Genomic DNA, 17,697 nt, shown 5'->3' with positions numbered 1-17,697 from the left:
CAGATGATAACCGCTATAGCTTATCTGATTATGCCGCTAGAAAAAATAGTTAAAGTAACAAAAGCATTAAAATGCCCTTCTTTCTGCTCGCTAAGCAATTTTTTGATAACAAACGACACTATTTCGACCTTGGTCCTTGGCTTGGTACATAGCCAAGTCTGCCTTATGAAGCATATCATCAAAGCTCTTTTCATTATGCTCCATAGTCGCAACACCTATACTCACGGTGACTTTCCCTCTCATCATTAATAATGAGAAATCATGTTGTGATATTTTTTCATTAATGCGTACAGCAATCGCTTTGGCTTTATTTTTATCGGCAAAGGGTAATAAAGCGACGAATTCTTCGCCGCCTAAACGATAAAACACATCACGAGAACGCATGGTTTCTTTAACCATCTGTGACACTACCTTGAGAATTTCATCTCCAACTTGATAACCAAAATGATCATTTATTTTTTTAAAGTGATCTAAGTCTAACAATAGCACTGAGAACTCTTGAGGTTGTTCCTTGAATTTGGCGATCATTTTAGCGCCGTTTTCAAACAAAGAATTTCTATTAGCTAGTCCTGTTAAAGTGTCAGTGCGGGTTAATAACATCAGCCTATTTCGTACTCTTAGCTGCCTGAAAAAAAGTAGTATAAAGATAAATGTGGTAGTAATGATCAACGTGAAATTATACTGCTGACTATGCTTTTGATCTTTGGCTTCAGCAACCCGGCGTACTTTTAATTTATTTTGACTGACTAGCAAGGCGTTGTTGGCTTTTTTATCTTTAACTTCAAACGACTGCTCTAAAGAAGCAATCATCGCTAATCGCTTATTTTTACGATAGGTATTATATTTTTTTAAGTAATTTTCCTTTTCAAGGTAAGCTAAATCAAACTTACCTTGCCTTGCATAGTGTTTTGCTAGCAGAAGGTGTAATTGTAAAAATATTGGCTGACTCAATTGTTGCTCGGAAATACTCACTGACAATTTAGCCGCTTGCGCCAAGAGTGCTATAACCTCAATACTTAGCTGGTTATCGGTACTATTATTCGCTATTTTTTCTTTTATTAGTGCTTGCGCCACAAAAACTAAATATTGCTCGGCAGCATTAAGGGGCATTATAGTGTTAATTTTAATTAAGTTAACTTGCGCTAAGATACTATTTAACTTTTCAGTATTCGTTGGCTGCTGTTTTAGTTGGGCATGCAAAGCAACTATCTTACTATTAATCGCTAAAGAGCTTACCGTAGGTAGTAATTTATGATTAAGGTTATTTAAATTTTCAACGGCTACCACACCAACAACGCTTTGAGCCTGGCTAGTGAAAGTAACAGTTAACAGTATTAGCCGTAATAGCCAAAACCTTTTAATCGAAATCCTCATCATTGGCCACAAACCTTATTCTTTCCCGATGCCTTAGCATGATAGAGCTGCTCATCCGCTCGTTTTATTAAGCTGATTAAATCACTATCAGCTGCCAACGTGGCAACACCGATACTAACGTTTACCGTTTCAAGGTGATTAAACGGCCATGAATGCTGGCTCACTGAAGTACGAATTCGCTCGGCAATGTCTATAGCCGACCCCAATGGTGTTTTAGGCAAGCACACCATAAACTCCACACCACCATAACGGCCGAAAACATCATTTTTCCGCATGAGATTAGCGCCAATAGTCGCGACTTGAGCTAACACTTTATCACCAACGCTATGACCTAACTTCTCATTTATGTCTTTGAAGTGGTCGATATTAATCATGACAATGCTTAAGTGATCTTGCTTTATCTTGGCAAACTTGAACAACGCTTGAGATTTTTTCATCAAACGTCTTCTATTAGCGACTCCGGTTAAGCTATCTGCATTAGAGGCAACTTTAAGCTTATGCTGACTTTGAATTAATTTGACTAAGATCCAAGCGAAAGCCAAGGCAAATAAAGCACTCAGAATAAGATATAAGCGTTGCTCTTCATTTTCTAGTTGGGCTTGGTGTAAATCGGCCTCATAGAGAAGGTTCTGATTCTGTAATACTTTACTGTACTTATCCGCTTGTTCCCCTTCAAGCCTCAACCGTACTTGAGCGATAGAGCGATTATCTTCGTTTTCATACAAGGTATCGGTTAACTTAATGACCCGAGATTTAACCTTATAGGCCCGTTGAAAACGTCCCATCTTATTTAAAATACTGCCTTTGAGGCTAATTAAATTGACGTAGCTTTGCTTGCTAATTAGCGATAACTCTTGATGGGATGATAATATTTTTTCAATCGTGGCTAAGCTAATTAATGCCTCATCAAAGCGTGCTAATTTGTATAAAACACTGGCTTCATCATAATAAAACCTAACTTGTACATTCAGTGTTTCGGTAGTTTTCAAATACTGCTTTGCCTTCAATAAATATTGATATGCTGCATCAGGGTTACTGTCTTCTTGTTTTAAATACGCCCAAGCCATGCCCGAATAGAGGCTAAATAGACTATCATTTGGACTGTCTTGAGAAGACTCGGCCAAGATGATATTAAAAACCGCTAACGCTTGTTGATAGTCTTTATTATTGATATGGGTAAGGGCTATATTATTGAGACTGTTATGTGCTGCTCGCAGTAAACCCGCTTTTTTAAAGTGCAAATATGATTGTTGGTAATAGGCCATTGACTGCTTGTCTTGCCGCAAGTGTGAGTAAACGATGCCAAGCTCTGTATTGGCAGTACCTTTAAGGTCTTCATCGTCGGTTTGTGAGGCAATGTTAAAAGCATCATGAAGCAAGATTAACGCACGTTTATAATCTTCGGTAAGATAAGCAATGGCCCCCAAATTAATCAAGCCTTCTGCGACTTGCACTTGATCCTGTAACGACTCTGCAATTCCCAGACCTTTTTTATACTCTATAGTCGCTTGTGAAGTATTGCCTAAACTTTCAAAAGCAAAACCTTTTAAGTATAAAAGTTCACTTATAGTTAAGCTCGGACTAGCCAGGCTTTTCGCAATAACTAAGCCTTTATTGGCTGATTTTTTAGCGGCACTATATTTATTCTGGTCGATGTAAATTTCAGTGAGCAGTTTAAAATACAGTAAATTTTGTTTTATCGTCAGTGCAGGTAGTGAGTTTTCATAAACGGTTAATTGCTTTAACGATCCTGCTAAATCAGTTTTTTTGAGTTCTTTAATTTGCTCAACAGTGTGATTGAATTGCTTCGGGTTTACCCTGTCTTGAGCACGACTAACCAGCGATAGCAAAAGACAGCTAAAACAGATAATGGCAGTTAGCCCGAGGCAGTATTTTTTAACAATGTACAACAAGTAGAGTTTCCTTAACCTATAGCTTCAAGCGAAGATAAGACCAAACGAATTATTATATGAATCCGTTTGATAAAACAGCCTATAGTCAGTATAAAACTATTTGGTCAGAGAGTTAAAGCGTAATATTTGAGCCTTTAACTTTTCCAATAAAGTAACTTGCTAGTAAAATTAAGATGAAGGCAAAAGACATGCAGGCTAATAACCCCAATTGCTGATAGATAACACCTGAAAGTATGGTGCCTAGCAGTCTGCCCATGGCATTGGCCATATAATAAAAGCCAACATCCATTGATACGCCATCTTCTCTAGCGATGGCAACAATGAGATAACTATGCAGTGATGAGTTAATAGCAAAAGTAGCAGCAAATATGAATAGGCCAACGACTAGCACGGTATTACTGTGCGGAAAAAGGTAAATAGCAAGGCATAAAATCAGCGTTACCAACGCCAGTAACAAAGACCAAAGCGTAGCCTGCTGGCATGAGTTTTTTTTTACCTTGCCTGATAGCCGTATAAGTATTTTGGGCGCATTCGCTTGAATAATGCCATAAAAAATAATCCAGCTAGCGAGAAATATACCAACGTCTTGATGCTGCCACTGTAATTGACTTGCCAAATAAACAGGTAAGGCAATAACAAACCAAACATCACGACCTGCAAATAAGCATAAACGCGCTGCTGATAAATAATTTAAAGGCGCTTCATTTGAAAACAACTGACTAAATTTTGCTTTATAACTCGTTTTTCCGAGTTCGCCACGCAGCATAGGGTAAGTACACATGGCAACGATTGCTAGCGAGAATGCCATGAATAACACCGCACTTTGAAAGCCGACAAGAGTAAGTAATAAACCACCTAGAAAAAAACCGACCCCTTTCAGGGTGTTTTTTGAGCCGGTAAGTAAAGCCACCCATTTAAAGAGCGTGCTGTGCACCTGCTCGCTGTTCTCGTTAGTAACCAGCAGTTTAATACTCGACTTAGCACTCATCTTGTTAAGATCTTTAGCAATGCCCGACAGTGCTTGCGCCAACATAACATAAGCTACACTTAAATATTCACTGGGTACAGCTAACAGCAATAACGCTAATACTTGGATAACTAGACCAATTAGCATGGTTTTATTTAAGCCAATACGAGCACCCAGCCAACCACCAACTAGATTCGTAATAACACCAAAAACCTCATAAAGAATGAATAATGTCGCTAAAGCAAAGGGGCTATAACCTAACTGATAGAAGTACAGCAATACCAGCATGCGCAACGCGCCATCAGTTAAGGTAAATGCCCAATAGTTTGCGGTGATGGCCAGATATTTTTTTATCGCTGGCGACAAGGAGCTAAATTCAAACAAACGATTACTCACTCGCCTTGGTTAACATTATTTTCGATAGTATTATTTTTGATATGATTATCACTCACGTTACCTAAACTGTTAGCGATTAATATCATTAGCTCCGCGGTGCGATTAGCGTAACCCCATTCATTGTCATACCACAAATACATTTTCAATTGACTGCCATTAATCACCATAGTTGAGAGTGCATCGACGATACAGGATCTGGCATCAGTTTTATAATCAACCGACACTAAAGGCCTAGTTTCATAGCCCAAAATCCCCTTTAACTCCCCTTGTGCTGCATCAGCCATTAACTGGTTTACTTCTGCAACACTGACATCACGCTGCATTTCAAAAACACAGTCAGTTAAGGAAGCATTTGCCAGAGGCACCCGCACGGCATGACCATTTAATTTACCCTTTAATTCAGGGAAAATATCAGTAATCGCTTTTGCTGAACCGGTAGTGGTTGGAATTAATGATTGACCACAAGCTCGAGCGCGGCGTAAATCTTTATGTGGTGCATCTAAAATGGTTTGGGTATTAGTGATGTCGTGGATGGTAGTCATGCTGCCATGTTTAATACCTATAGATTCTTGCAGTACCTTAACAACGGGTGCTAAGCAGTTGGTAGTACATGAGGCCGCAGTAACAATATTATGCTTATTGACTTGATATAAGTGTTGATTTACCCCGATAACAATATTAACGATATCATCATCTGAGCCGTCAGCCGCCAATTTCATTGGTGCGGTCACTAAAACCTTTTTAACACCTTGGTTAAAATAAGCTTGTAGCTTCTCTTTATCGCGCATGACGCCTGATGCTTCAATAACAAGATCGCAGTCGGACCAATCTGTTTCTGCTATGGCATCATTTTGGCTGACAATTAAAGATTTTCCCTCAATATGCATTAGGCTATCGGTAGCTGTCGCCTCATATTGCCAACGGCCATGAATAGAATCAAAATTAAGTAAGTGCGCCAGTGTCGGCGCATCACCCGCGGGATCATTAATTTGGATAAACTCAACCTCTGGCCAATGCCAAGCAGCACGTAAAATTAATCGTCCCATTCGGCCAAAGCCGTTTATACCTACTTTAATTGTCATTCGTTATCTTATCCCTGTGTACTCAATTGACTGCAAGTAAGCCATGCACTCGTAATGATGGTTATTAACAACTATCTAAACTCATATATTTATACTGATAATCTCGACCATAAAAAAATCCTCTTAAAAAGAGGATTCTTACTATAACCAAACAACCCGAAGATGCAGGTTTCAAGTAACTTGGTTATATAACGATATTACAAATACATGACACTTTTATGACCCAGCCTATTTTTGCTTGATTATTTAAGTATTAAATTCGTTGCTATCTTTCTAGTTACTTGAAAAAACTAAACCTTTAACGGGCAGTACCAAGGCTTGCATTCTTAGGATAATGGCATGAACAACCCCGACCGCATCCACCATATGAAAATAGATTACTTCTGTCGTGCTCAGTGTGCCACTATTAATTAATTCATGGTGATAGCTATAAACATTAGCGATACATTTTGTTCCTGGAATAACACCATCAAGACCTCCTTCATATAAAGGTACCAACCTAACGGTCAGTGTGCCTGGCCTTGCTCTTTCTCGTATATCTAATAAGGTCTCAACAGTCCTTATTTGCCCGCTAGCAATGACACTCTGCACATGTGCCACCTTCATTGGTATGATAGTGAAAGGTTTAGACATACAGGTAATCTCAGCAAAAGTACCTACTTTGATGACATTCGCCGTTAATTGGTTAAAGCCTGCTTGTACTGCTTCTTTTCCTGAAGCCTTACCCGATGAGGGAACAATAATACCGGCAGAGCGGAACATAGGGTTAACAAAATCCCCTTGCTGTAAGGCAAATTGCTGTAATTCGCCATCAATATGGGCGTAAATAGTGCGCTTGCCTTGCTCAACAAGTGCAGTGTTTAATTTTTCGATAGCACTGACTTTTTTCGCCGGCAGTATAGTGTCTAAGGCCCCTTGGGCTAACGCTTGATTAGCGAGAGAAGCTGACAATGATGCCTTTTTGATTGCCACAGTATCAGCCATTTTTTCCACTTCACTTTCACTGATTATATTGCCACCTTTGGAGGCGAGTGTCTTTTTGCGGTCATATTCATGCAGTGAACGTTGGTAAGCACTTTTATCCCTTTCAACGAGACTTATCGCTACTGCATGCTGGGCATAAGCGGTAACAAACTCAGCTTCAACTTGCAGGATTTGTGCTTTAGCCGTGTCTATAGCCGCCACTTGAGATTCATCATACATGTTAAATAAAGCGGTACCGGCTTTTATTTGCTGATGATTTTCAACAAACACATGCTGAACCCGGCCACTTTTTTCAGGTATTATTGATACCGTTCGAAACATCGGCGTCGCATTAGTGGTCGATGGGTGGTAATAAAAGATTAAAGTAACCAGTGAGATCGCTAAGATAGTGCAGGCAGATATTCCCCAGCGCAGTTCATACCACATAGTAAAAAAGGTAATTTCTTTGCCCCAAGTCTTGCCTTGACGATATTTTCTAAATAAATAATCCGGCAATATGGTAAAAAGTGAACACAGCAGTACTTCTAACATCTAGTTGTTCTCCTTAACGACTGCTTGCGCTTTACTCTCTTGAGCCGAGCTTTGCTCAGTAATTTTCTCAATTTTTTGCTGCACGTCTTGCTGATTATTTGTTTTTTTGCTTTGGGCAATTGTTTCTAGTGATTTGGCAATAGATTTCAATGGCGATAAAAAGTCAGGGAATTCAACCACGGCTAGCACTAGGGCTGCAACCCAAAATATATTATTGTGGGTGAATAAAGCCAAAATAGTTAAGATAGCAATCAGTTGTACTTGGGTATGATTTTTTCCATGGGCTATATGTTCTGGCACTGCATGAAGCTTGAAATATAAAACGCCACCAACCAAAATCACTACCACAAGAATAACGGCCATAACGACCATTAAAGGGTCACTATTAGCGCCAGCTAAATACGCTGGAATATGCTCTGTATTCATTTAACATGTCCTTTTTTTTTATTTTTTATATACAAATAATCTAAAGGCCTATTAAACTACGGCCATATCACCTTTACTTTGTAACCATGCTTTACGATCACCGGCTCGCTTTTTAGATAACAACATATCCATCAATTCCATAGTTTCACTATGATCATCAACGGTAAGTTGTACTAAGCGACGAGTATTTGGATCCATGGTTGTTTCACGTAACTGTAACGGGTTCATTTCACCCAGTCCTTTAAAGCGTTGTACGTTGACTTTACCACGTTTTTTCTCGGCTTCGATTCGATCTAAAATACCCTCTTTTTCTGCTTCGTCTAAGGCGTAATACACTTCTTTGCCGATATCGATTCGATATAATGGCGGCATAGCAACATAAATATGACCCGCTTGCACCAGTGGTAAAAAGTGCTGAGTAAATAAGGCACACAATAGGGTGGCAATATGCAGTCCATCAGAATCGGCATCGGCTAGGATACAAATTTTACCGTAACGTAGCTCTGATAAGTCATCACTGTCAGGATCAATCCCTAAAGCTATTGAGATATTATGTACTTCTTCCGATGCTAATATTTGCCCTGAGTCTACTTCCCAAGTATTGAGTATTTTACCTCGCAGCGGCATAATCGCTTGAAATTCACGATCACGTGCTTGTTTTGCACTACCGCCAGCGGAGTCACCTTCCACCAGAAAGAGCTCAGTACGGCTTAAGTCTTGGCTACCACAATCGGTTAATTTACCGGGTAAAGCTGGACCGGAGGTGATTTTTTTTCTGACTACCTTTTTACTGGCCCGCATACGCTTTTGGGCGTTATTGATACAAAACTCTGCCAATGCTTCCGCTTTATCTGTGTGCTCATTTAGCCATAAACTAAAAGCATCTTTTACCACACCAGTAACAAAAGCGGCACATTGACGAGACGATAACCGCTCTTTAGTCTGTCCAGCAAATTGTGGGTCTTGCATCTTAATTGATAGGATATAACTACATTTATCCCAAATATCATCAGGAGTTAATTTTACCCCGCGCGGTAAAATATTTCTAAATTGACAAAACTCTCGCATCGATTCCAGTAGCCCTTGGCGCAGACCATTAACATGAGTACCGCCGACAATAGTTGGAATTAAGTTAACATAGCTTTCACCTATGCCTTCGCCACCTTCAGTTAACCAAGTAACCGCCCAATCGGCCGTTTCCTGTTGAGAAGTGAAACTGCCGATAAAAGGCTGCTCGGGTAAGGTAATATAGTCTTTTATTGAATCTTTTAGATAATCAGTTAAACCGTATTCATAACACCATTGATATTTTTTATCTTCAATTTGATCATGAAATTTAATGGTTAAGCCAGGGCACAATACCGCTTTAGCTTTGAGTAAATGCGTCAGGTGGCGTACCGAAAATTTAGCGGTATCAAAATAGCTAGCATCGGGCCAAAATTTAACACTGGTACCGGTATTACGTTTTCCTACCGTACCCGTTTCACTTAGCTCTTCTACTTTATCGCCATTTTCAAAGGCCATTTCATAAATTTTACCGTCTCGTCTAACGGTGACATCAACTCGCGTTGACAAGGCATTAACCACGGAAATACCAACGCCATGTAAACCACCTGAAAACTGATAACTTTTATTGGAAAACTTGCCACCGGCGTGCAATTTACAAAAAATAAGTTCAACCCCGGAGACACCTTCTTCAGGGTGAATATCAGTCGGCATACCTCGGCCATCATCGATTATTTCCAGTGACTGATCTTTATATAAGATCACGCTGATATTTTGTGCATGACCGGCAAGTGCTTCATCCACCGAGTTATCAATAACCTCTTGACCTAAATGATTGGGTCGTGTGGTATCGGTATACATGCCCGGGCGGCGTCGAACGGGTTCTAGGCCACTGAGTACTTCAATGGAGTCGGAGTTGTATTGGTCAGTCATTTTAAACTCAATTTAATCGCAGTTAAAAGATCTATACCCGTTAACATTCAAGATGCATGTTTCAGAGTGCTTGAATGGTAACGGGTATAGGTGTTCCTACTTTTGGTATTAGCGCATTACACATTACAAGTTTTATTGGTGGTTAATCAAGTTGAAAAAAGTCACTGATGGTGGCTAAGTACTTATCAAAGTTGATAAAACTATGATCGCCCCCCGCTTGTACTATTAATCGACAATGTTGATATTTTTCCACAGCTTGTTGGTAATTTAACACTTCATCACCCATTTGTACCATAACTAGGTAATTATTTTTTTGCTGACAATTAATTGTCGGTGCACTTTGCTCCAACGCTTTTAATTGTTGGATATGATCTTCGGTCACTTGGTACACTTCTTGGGTATAAGGGTTAACCTGTTCGCCAATATAATCATGCAATAATTCATAAGGTGTTATCGCCGGATTCACTAATACGGCTAAACTGTGATATTTAGGCGCTAGATAACTCGCAAAATAGCCGCCTAATGAAGAGCCTATTAAATACCATTGCGTATTGGCGCTGTGATTTTCAATGAGTTGCTCTAATTGACTAATAGCCTTAGCAGGTGTGCTGGCTAATTGCGGGCAGAAAAATCCAACATCGGGATGTTTTTTTGCTAAGTATTGCCGAGTTTGTTCGGCTTTTAGCGACAATGGCGATGAGTTAAAGCCATGAATATAGAGAATGTTTTTTTTCATTATTGAATTTTTATTATTAAGATTTTAAGTTATCAAGCGTTTTAATTATTAAAGAGTTACTTTGTTTAAAAAGCATTGCCATAGGGTTATCACTTGCTAAAGTAAAAATAACTTCAGTATAAGTAACCTGAACTCTGGATAAGCTGCACTTGCTCAATATTCCCCTTTATCTGATTATCAGCGTTAAAACGTCGATAAATAACCCGTTATTCATAAACGTTTTACCTTGATAATCAAATAAATTGAAACATTGATAGAGCATATCGCCACTAATCTTGTAAATTTCATTCTTAATAATCGTAAGTTGTTGTTTTTACTTAAACACCAATCACTCATTATCCAGAGTTCAGGTTAAGTAAATAACATCAGTATTAAGCTGGCCATCCGGCTGTAAATGAAAAAGCCTATAACCTGGGCCTTTAGCTAAAGCGGCAACACCATCTACGCTAGGGTCAAACTGTATTGAGGTTGCAGGGCAAGTATACAGAGTTACCGACTCTTTGACCTTTGATGTGTTTTCTAATTGCTTTTCTGATAGATAGGTTAACTGCATAGCACTATGGACATGTCCACAAGCAATCGCTTTGATGTTATCAAAATCATTAAAGGCTCGCCAAAAATCGGCTTTATTTTGTAAACCATGTTTATCAATAAAGTAACCCACATCGATAGGGTGATGATGCATCATAATGAGTTGATGTTTATTTCTATTGATAGCACGGTGCAATTTTTTTAAAGCGTGTTCGCTAACATAACCTGCTGGCGTAGTACTTTTACTATTAACTAGCTGCACTTGCCAATGGGTTAAGTTTATTTCTTTATCAGAGAGAAAAGGCGCGCCTGAAAAATATTTAGCTAATAGCTCCGGCTCATCGTGATTACCAGCCAAATAGTATATTGGTTTTTTAATATGACAATCATGCACCGCATTGACAAAATTTTGATAAGACTGCTCGGTATGATCCTGAGTTAGATCACCGGTAAAGACGATATAGTCTATATTAGCGTTCTGGGAAATACTCAATAAAACCTTTTTAAGGTTTGCCAACACGTCATGACCATGGTGCAAGCCATCAATTGAAGAAAACAAATGACTATCGGTTATTTGTGCTAAAACAATCGCCTGACTATTTAATAGCGGCGGTTCAGAGACGTTCATAAGTTAAGGCTGCAACTCAACATTGACTTGGCCTAAACGTAAACATAAATGTAACCACTCATTTAGAAATTGATTAGTCTGTTGCTTTTCATCTTGTTGATGCATTTGAGCATTGGGATAATCGTAACGTGGCTTTACTTGCCTGATGTCTTGCGTAGAAAGTACTTCTGCCATACGGGCATCATGATATAAACGAATGGTCATGCGAGGGTGCAGTCCGTTAGCGACGACTCCTGGAATATTTTTAAGTCGACTGCTTAAAACTTCTTGCTCAAAGCTTATCAACCAGGTGTAACGAGTCACCTCTGTTATTGTCACATTATAAGAGAGAAAATCACTGATAAAGAAGTGACGTATTTCACCCGCAACACTCTTATCAGCTAAGACTCGAAGTAATAACATATAGTTATTGGCACACAAAGTCATCAAGCTAACTAAGTTGGGCTGGTAACTTTTTCTAGCCCCGTTAACCAATGCTCGGTTAGGAAAAAAACTCATAGATGCCTCTTAGCGTGTACATGTATAATCGCTACCAATAAAACAAGCGTACTCACTACTGGTACCTTAATTAGATAACGATTGATAGTTCATTGCTAGCCATTGTAACCCGATAATAGTGGCCGCGTTAGTGATTTTACCTTGTGCTAATAAATCTAAAGCACAGTTACGCTTGACTAGATGTAACAGTATGTCTTCATTTTCCTCTAGCAAACCATAAACGTCACCAGAATTTACATTCTCACTATCAAAATGCGCTAAATATAGGTGAATACGCTCGCTCATGCCGCCAGGGCTAGAAAGGTATTGCATAATCGGTACTAAATCATTGTCTGTCAAATCTATATCGGCTTCTTCTTTCGCTTCTCGTATAGCGACGTCAATTGGGCTCTCATTATCATCAAACATACCAGCAATAAACTCTAACAACCATGGGCTGTCTTCTCCCCTTAAAGCGCCAGGTCTAAACTGCTCAATCAATAGCACTTTATCTTGCTTAACATCATATGGCATAACGACTACGGCATCACCACGTTCAAAAACCTCCCGGGTAAAAGTATGACTCTGCTGCCCTGAGAACAGTTTATGCTGCAAGGTGTATTCATTCATTTTAAAAAAGCCCTGATACTTGGTATCAACCGAGTGCACTGACACCTGTTCATTGCCAAATTGCAGCATAGCTAAAGGCTTATCTTTATCACTTTTCATCGAAGATCTCTTTTGTAAAATAATTTGTTACACTAGTAAACAGTTATTTTATTTGGTTAATTTTAAAATCCATGTAGGATACTCTACCAACTAATACCTATAAATGAATAATTAGAGTAATACACCCAAGGAATTCCTTACTCATGAAAAAAACCCTAAGCACCCTAATTCTAGCGATTACCGCTGCAATTAGCAGTACAAACGCCCAAGCTGATGATTTACTTACCGTTTATCATCAAGCCCTATTAAATGATCCTGTGGTTCTTAAAGCACAAGCTCAGTTTATGATCGTAAAAGAAGATATTGTCCAGGCTAGATCGGTGTTATTACCGCAAATCAGTGCCAATGGCGGTTTCAGTACAGGAGAACAAGAATTTGTTGCTAATGATAACACCACTGTCAACACACAAGAATCAACAAGCCTGACTTACGGTGCAAGTTTGAATATGCAGCTTTATCATCATGATAGTTGGTTACGTTTAGGTAATGCCGAAAAAGCAGCCCATCAAAGTGATTTAACTTATCAAGTTGCTAAACAAGATTTGATTACCCGTGTTACCCAAGCTTACTTTGATTTACTCAGTACTAAAGATGATCTCATTTTTGCCACCGCTGAAAAAGATGCTATCGCTCGTCAACTTGAGCAAACTAAGCAGCGTTTTTCTGTTGGTTTAACGGCTATTACCGATGTCTATGAAGCACAAGCGCAATTTGATAGTGCTGTTACTGAAGAAATTCGCGCTGAAAATGCGATTTTCCAAGCAGAAGAAGAGTTACGCGTAATCACCAATACTTACCCAAGAAATATTAGCGTCTTAAACACTGAACGTTTTAGCACCAGTACTCCTATACCAAATAGTGCTGATGAGTGGCAAGTAACGGCTGAAGCTAAAAACTTGGATTTAATTACCGCTAAAGTCGGTATTGATATTGCAAAAGATAATATTGATATTGCTCGCTCAGGTCATTACCCAACGTTAGACTTTGGCGCGAGTTACAATGGTAAAGATGAAGAGACAGCATTCAACTCAGGCTCTTCTGCAGATTTACCAGGCGTTAATGGTTACTCGATTGGCGTGCAATTGAATGTGCCTATTTATTCAGGTGGCGCTATTCAAAGCTCAGTGCGTAAAGCGCAGAACAGCTTTGTACTGGCCAGCCAAGATCTCTCATTAACACACCGCGGTGTTGTTCGTACTACACGTAACGCCTATAACACGGTTATAGCCGCTATTTCAGCAATTAAAGCATTTGAGCAATCAGTGTTAAGTGCGAATAAAGCATTAGAAGCGACTGAAGCAGGCTTTGAAGTGGGTACACGTACTATCGTTGATGTATTAGATAGCACACGTAACTTATATAACGCCAAGCGTAATTTATCATCAACTCGTTATGCCTATATTCAAAATGTTTTATTATTAAAACGCGCTGCAGGTACTATCACTGATGCAGATATAAGTTCAATAAACTCCGGTTTAATGGTAGTTAATTAGTCAAACGGTTTATATCAACTATGACTTAAGATTTAATTTAATACACTATTTAATAAGCCCTAAGCAAGACGATTGTTTAGGGCTTTTTTATGACTACTTTTGAGTAAACAATAATTTAGTAAGGAGGCGTTTAGTGTTCGATAATTGAACGTTCAAGATAAGAACTTATCTATAGAGCTACTCAGGTTTACAACAAGTCGTCGAAGTCTTTTGTCAAAAACTCAGCTGTTATCGGCTAGAATTCCCCGTCAAAATTTCAGCCATAACATGATCTCGCTGCAAAAATAGCGACTTTAAAATTATGGATAAGCTATATTAAACGAGCGTTTTAAGGAAATTAGTGAGCTCTTTTGCTTCTCGCTCAACCGAATAATGTTCTTTGATGCGTTGACGTCCGGCTTCACCCATTTGGGCAAGTTTATTTTCATCGCTTAACAGCAAAGCCATTTTATCTTTTACGGCCGCTAAATCATTTATCGGAACCACGTACCCATCGACTCCCTGACGAATAACTTCAGGCCATGCGCCAGCTTCACTAGCTAAGACAGCTGCGCCACTACTCATGGCTTCAAGGATGGTTAAGCCAAAACCCTCGTTGTCACTCAAGGCAACCACCAGTGACAAACTGCTAAATATTTTAGGGATATCAGCAAAGTCCTGCTCGCCAGTAAAAATTATACGCTCAGACAATCCTGCCTTGGCAACCATATCACGTAATTCTTGAGTAAACTTTGCATGTTTAGGTGCAACACCACCAACAATAACGGCAGTATAATCAGGGTAATCTTTTAAGAGCGAGATACAGCTTAGAACGAAGAGGTGTACACCTTTTTGCTTTCTAACACGTCCTAAAATAGCAATACCACGTTTACCTTTATCTTGTGTGCTATCTAATAATGTTAGCGCTTGCCACGCTTGGAGTTTATCGGCACTCGCGGTGTAAGCGTTAGTGTTTATGCCATGATAAATGATAGTAGTTGGCGGGTGTTCTAAATAACGGGCAGAAGCTTTGCTCATGGCGATAACTGCATCCATACGCCGAGTTAACCAACAAGTAAACTTTGCACGTTTTCGTTGAGCTGCAGAGCTAAAAACCAACTTTATTTTGGCGCCAAAAATATATTTAAGGAGTACGCCTTGAATCATTTCATCAACACGACGAGCATGAAAAATACGAAATTTACCATTGGTTAAAGGCTGTTGGCACAATTTAACAACTTCCCAAAAACTAATCGCTAGACTTGGATCGGTTAAATTATTCTTCCCCATGATACGTAATGGTATCATATCCTTTTGATAAGATACCACTTGCAACATTGTTGAAGTAATACCTGAAAAATTCCGTTTTGAATTTCCAAGAATAAGCTCAATTTCTTTGTCGCTTGCCCCTTGGTCAACCACTGTTTCCATTAAAAATTCTCTAAATACCAACAATTAAACTATTAGGCGCTATTCTACTGTAAAAATTGTCCCGTGGCGAAATAACTTCATTGCCCAAGGCAAACTAACTTGCGTATAATCAAACCTAGTTTAAATAAAAGTCAGATGAGAAAATTAATTGAGCAGCAATAAAGTATTACAGCCTAATTTTAGGTTATCTTTTCTCTTACCAAAGTACTGGTTAACTTGGCTCGGTGTTTTTATCCTTTACAGTATTTCTTGGTTACCTTTTAAATTACAACTCGCCATGGGACGAATATTGGGTCGACTTATTTTTAAACTCGCTTCAAAACGTAAACATGTAGCACTGACAAATTTACAATTATGTTTTCCTGAAAAAAGCGAGCTAGAATTACAAGAACTTTTAAAGAAAAACTTTGAAAATACTGGCATAGCCCTCTTTGAAACCGGTATGGGTTGGTGGTGGCCAAATTGGCGCATAGCGAAAAAAGTAAAGGTAATTGGCGCGCATCATATAACGGCTGCACAAGCTCAAGGTAATGGCGTGCTTGTGCTATCCATGCACAATTTAAGCTTGGAAATATGTGCTCGTGGCGCTGGAATCAACAACCCTTTAGTGGCGTTTTATCGCCCCCACAACAATCCACTGATGGAGTTTTTTCAACACAGAGGCAGAGCTCGATCTAATAAATATATGGTAGGGAAGCGAGATGTCAAAGGTTTGCTCAAAGCACTTCATGACAAAGAAGCCTGTGCCTATTTGCCCGATCAAGATTACGGCCGCAATAAAAGTTTATTCGTGCCCTTCTTTGCGGTAAAGGAAACAGCAACCACTCTGGGTACTTTAATATTTGCCCAGAAGAAAAACACCAAAACAGTAATGATGATCCCGCGAAGAAATGCGGATGACAGTGGTTACACTTTAGAAGTATCTGCGCCACTAGAAAATTTTCCAACAGGTAATGACCAACAAGATTTAATCAAAATAAACCAAGAATTAGAAAAAGCCATTATGGTGCAACCCGAGCAATATATGTGGTTACATCGACGTTTTAAAACTAGACCAAATCCGGATGATGCTTCCTTATATAAGTAACAGATTATTTTATCGTTAATAACTAAAGCAAAGGCTTTGACTTTAGCTATCAACTAGCCATTATTGATCAGTAATTCATAGAAAGACTATTCATTACGTAAATTGAGTAAACATTCACTATAATTAAGATAATGATAATAAAGGTATTAATTAACCAATGAACTTTTGGCTGCGTAACACTATATTAGGACTTTTTCTCACCGTATTAGCTTGGGCATTTTTTGCTAACCAAGACTTTTTGCTTTCCCTTGATGGCTCCTTAGGTAAGGTCGATGAAAGTACCATAAATTCGAGTGAAACAGCGAGCGATTCGACGCCACAAGTAGCCAAGAGTAAAGCCCCAAAGTACCAACAAGGCAGAGTCTCTACCAATGCTGCAGCAGTAGGTTTATCCAAATTTTATGCTAACATACACGGCGATATGGATGGTAAGGGCCCTAAAATCCGTAATAATATTGTTTATCTGCCAGAGCCTAAGGGGGATTTAGTTAAAATATTGCAAGCAAGAGAAATGGTAGTGCGCCCTTATAAAGAAAATTGGCGTGGCAGTATTGAATCGAGACCTTTTAGGCGTGGTGAAACCTTAAACCAAAAACTGGCCGAGTACACCGAGAAAGATGGCCTAGATTTGATCTGGTGGTTAAACCGAGATTATATAATTAAAGACCCTTTTCGAATTGATAAAAACATTCTAACGACAACCTTCCAAGTTGCGAAAGCAATCGAAGGGCACTTTCCATCAGGCCTTTCCATCTTCTTTTGCAATCGACAACGGGCAATTGTTGTTATTGAAAGCGCTCCACAAGAGTTTTTAGATGACGCTTGTATTTTACTCGATAGTGACAAAGCTTATTAATTTTCCTTCATCACTTTTTTTATTACTTAACCTCAACTTTGGGTAATGAATGTTAAGTTTTATAAGTACTTATTTATTATCAATCACATAGCATAAAACATATGTTATGTGATTGTTTATTAGTCTCAATATTGATAGT

At 39.0% G+C, this 17,697-nt stretch carries 15 protein-coding genes; 3 read left to right on the top strand and 12 right to left on the bottom strand.

Features of this window, described 5'->3' with window-relative positions; genetic code table 11:
- Nucleotides 1-90: 90 nt before the first annotated feature.
- From F580_RS0114455 to F580_RS0114400, 11 genes are all read right to left on the bottom strand, one after another.
- Nucleotides 91-1,377: a GGDEF domain-containing protein gene (locus F580_RS0114455; protein ID WP_019028455.1), complete on the bottom strand. Its 1,287-nt coding sequence runs from the start codon at nt 1,375-1,377 to the stop codon at nt 91-93.
- Nucleotides 1,374-3,287, bottom strand: a complete 1,914-nt coding sequence (locus F580_RS0114450; protein ID WP_019028454.1) for a tetratricopeptide repeat-containing diguanylate cyclase — start codon at nt 3,285-3,287, stop codon at nt 1,374-1,376. Before F580_RS0114450 ends, F580_RS0114455 begins: the two co-directional genes overlap by 4 nt.
- A gap of 112 nt (nt 3,288-3,399) precedes the next feature.
- A complete protein-coding gene (gene arsJ, locus F580_RS0114445) occupies nt 3,400-4,638 on the bottom strand; it encodes an organoarsenical effux MFS transporter ArsJ (RefSeq protein ID WP_040357439.1) in 1,239 nt (412 codons plus the stop codon).
- 8 nt (nt 4,639-4,646) lie between these two features.
- On the bottom strand, nt 4,647-5,732 hold the full coding sequence (locus tag F580_RS0114440) for an ArsJ-associated glyceraldehyde-3-phosphate dehydrogenase (protein ID WP_019028452.1): 1,086 nt from the start codon (nt 5,730-5,732) through the stop codon (nt 4,647-4,649).
- 273 nt (nt 5,733-6,005) lie between these two features.
- Nucleotides 6,006-7,247: an HlyD family secretion protein gene (locus F580_RS0114435; RefSeq protein WP_019028451.1), complete on the bottom strand. Its 1,242-nt coding sequence runs from the start codon at nt 7,245-7,247 to the stop codon at nt 6,006-6,008.
- A complete protein-coding gene (locus F580_RS24590) occupies nt 7,248-7,673 on the bottom strand; it encodes a hypothetical protein (protein ID WP_019028450.1) in 426 nt (141 codons plus the stop codon).
- Between the two features lie 51 nt (nt 7,674-7,724).
- Nucleotides 7,725-9,611, bottom strand: a complete 1,887-nt coding sequence (gene parE / locus F580_RS0114425; RefSeq protein WP_019028449.1) for a DNA topoisomerase IV subunit B — start codon at nt 9,609-9,611, stop codon at nt 7,725-7,727.
- Between the two features lie 142 nt (nt 9,612-9,753).
- Nucleotides 9,754-10,347, bottom strand: coding sequence for a YqiA/YcfP family alpha/beta fold hydrolase (locus F580_RS0114420; RefSeq protein WP_019028448.1), 594 nt, complete (start codon nt 10,345-10,347; stop codon nt 9,754-9,756).
- Between the two features lie 346 nt (nt 10,348-10,693).
- Nucleotides 10,694-11,506, bottom strand: a complete 813-nt coding sequence (locus F580_RS0114410) for a metallophosphoesterase (RefSeq protein ID WP_019028446.1) — start codon at nt 11,504-11,506, stop codon at nt 10,694-10,696.
- A 3-nt stretch (nt 11,507-11,509) separates the two neighbouring features.
- Nucleotides 11,510-12,004: a DUF1249 domain-containing protein gene (locus F580_RS0114405; protein ID WP_019028445.1), complete on the bottom strand. Its 495-nt coding sequence runs from the start codon at nt 12,002-12,004 to the stop codon at nt 11,510-11,512.
- Between the two features lie 66 nt (nt 12,005-12,070).
- Nucleotides 12,071-12,712, bottom strand: coding sequence for an NUDIX domain-containing protein (locus F580_RS0114400; protein ID WP_019028444.1), 642 nt, complete (start codon nt 12,710-12,712; stop codon nt 12,071-12,073).
- Between the two features lie 143 nt (nt 12,713-12,855).
- Between F580_RS0114400 and tolC the strand changes: the two genes are divergently transcribed.
- On the top strand, nt 12,856-14,205 hold the full coding sequence (tolC, locus tag F580_RS0114395) for an outer membrane channel protein TolC (RefSeq protein WP_019028443.1): 1,350 nt from the start codon (nt 12,856-12,858) through the stop codon (nt 14,203-14,205).
- A gap of 315 nt (nt 14,206-14,520) precedes the next feature.
- On the opposite strand, the gene F580_RS0114390 is transcribed toward tolC, so the two are convergent.
- A complete protein-coding gene (locus F580_RS0114390; protein ID WP_019028442.1) occupies nt 14,521-15,615 on the bottom strand; it encodes a glycosyltransferase family 4 protein in 1,095 nt (364 codons plus the stop codon).
- Between the two features lie 148 nt (nt 15,616-15,763).
- Here F580_RS0114390 and lpxL point away from each other — a divergent pair, with 148 nt between their 5' ends.
- Together lpxL and F580_RS0114380 are read left to right on the top strand one after the other, a co-directional pair.
- The gene (lpxL, locus tag F580_RS0114385) at nt 15,764-16,702 is read left to right on the top strand and encodes an LpxL/LpxP family Kdo(2)-lipid IV(A) lauroyl/palmitoleoyl acyltransferase (protein WP_019028441.1); all 939 of its coding nucleotides are present in this window, start codon (nt 15,764-15,766) and stop codon (nt 16,700-16,702) included.
- 157 nt (nt 16,703-16,859) lie between these two features.
- Nucleotides 16,860-17,558, top strand: coding sequence for a TcpQ domain-containing protein (locus F580_RS0114380; RefSeq protein WP_019028440.1), 699 nt, complete (start codon nt 16,860-16,862; stop codon nt 17,556-17,558).
- Nucleotides 17,559-17,697 lie beyond the last annotated feature (139 nt).

Origin of the sequence: Colwellia piezophila ATCC BAA-637 (assembly GCF_000378625.1) — a bacterium.
Taxonomy (GTDB): Bacteria; Pseudomonadota; Gammaproteobacteria; order Enterobacterales; family Alteromonadaceae; genus Colwellia; species Colwellia piezophila.
Note: the sequence above shows the minus strand (reverse complement) of the source record. Positions and strands in the feature narration are given on the sequence as shown.

Bases quoted from the DNA above. Each gene is read 5' to 3' on its own strand.
- F580_RS0114455 (WP_019028455.1), bottom strand. From the start codon at position 1,377: ATGATGAGGATTTCGATTAAAAGGTTTTGGCTATTACGGCTAATACTG.
- F580_RS0114440 (WP_019028452.1), bottom strand. From the start codon at position 5,732: ATGACAATTAAAGTAGGTATAAACGGCTTTGGCCGAATGGGACGATTA.
- F580_RS0114435 (WP_019028451.1), bottom strand. From the start codon at position 7,247: ATGTTAGAAGTACTGCTGTGTTCACTTTTTACCATATTGCCGGATTAT.
- F580_RS24590 (WP_019028450.1), bottom strand. From the start codon at position 7,673: ATGAATACAGAGCATATTCCAGCGTATTTAGCTGGCGCTAATAGTGAC.
- parE (WP_019028449.1), bottom strand. From the start codon at position 9,611: ATGACTGACCAATACAACTCCGACTCCATTGAAGTACTCAGTGGCCTA.
- F580_RS0114420 (WP_019028448.1), bottom strand. From the start codon at position 10,347: ATGAAAAAAAACATTCTCTATATTCATGGCTTTAACTCATCGCCATTG.
- F580_RS0114410 (WP_019028446.1), bottom strand. From the start codon at position 11,506: ATGAACGTCTCTGAACCGCCGCTATTAAATAGTCAGGCGATTGTTTTA.
- F580_RS0114405 (WP_019028445.1), bottom strand. From the start codon at position 12,004: ATGAGTTTTTTTCCTAACCGAGCATTGGTTAACGGGGCTAGAAAAAGT.
- F580_RS0114400 (WP_019028444.1), bottom strand. From the start codon at position 12,712: ATGAAAAGTGATAAAGATAAGCCTTTAGCTATGCTGCAATTTGGCAAT.
- tolC (WP_019028443.1), top strand. From the start codon at position 12,856: ATGAAAAAAACCCTAAGCACCCTAATTCTAGCGATTACCGCTGCAATT.
- F580_RS0114390 (WP_019028442.1), bottom strand. From the start codon at position 15,615: ATGGAAACAGTGGTTGACCAAGGGGCAAGCGACAAAGAAATTGAGCTT.
- F580_RS0114380 (WP_019028440.1), top strand. From the start codon at position 16,860: ATGAACTTTTGGCTGCGTAACACTATATTAGGACTTTTTCTCACCGTA.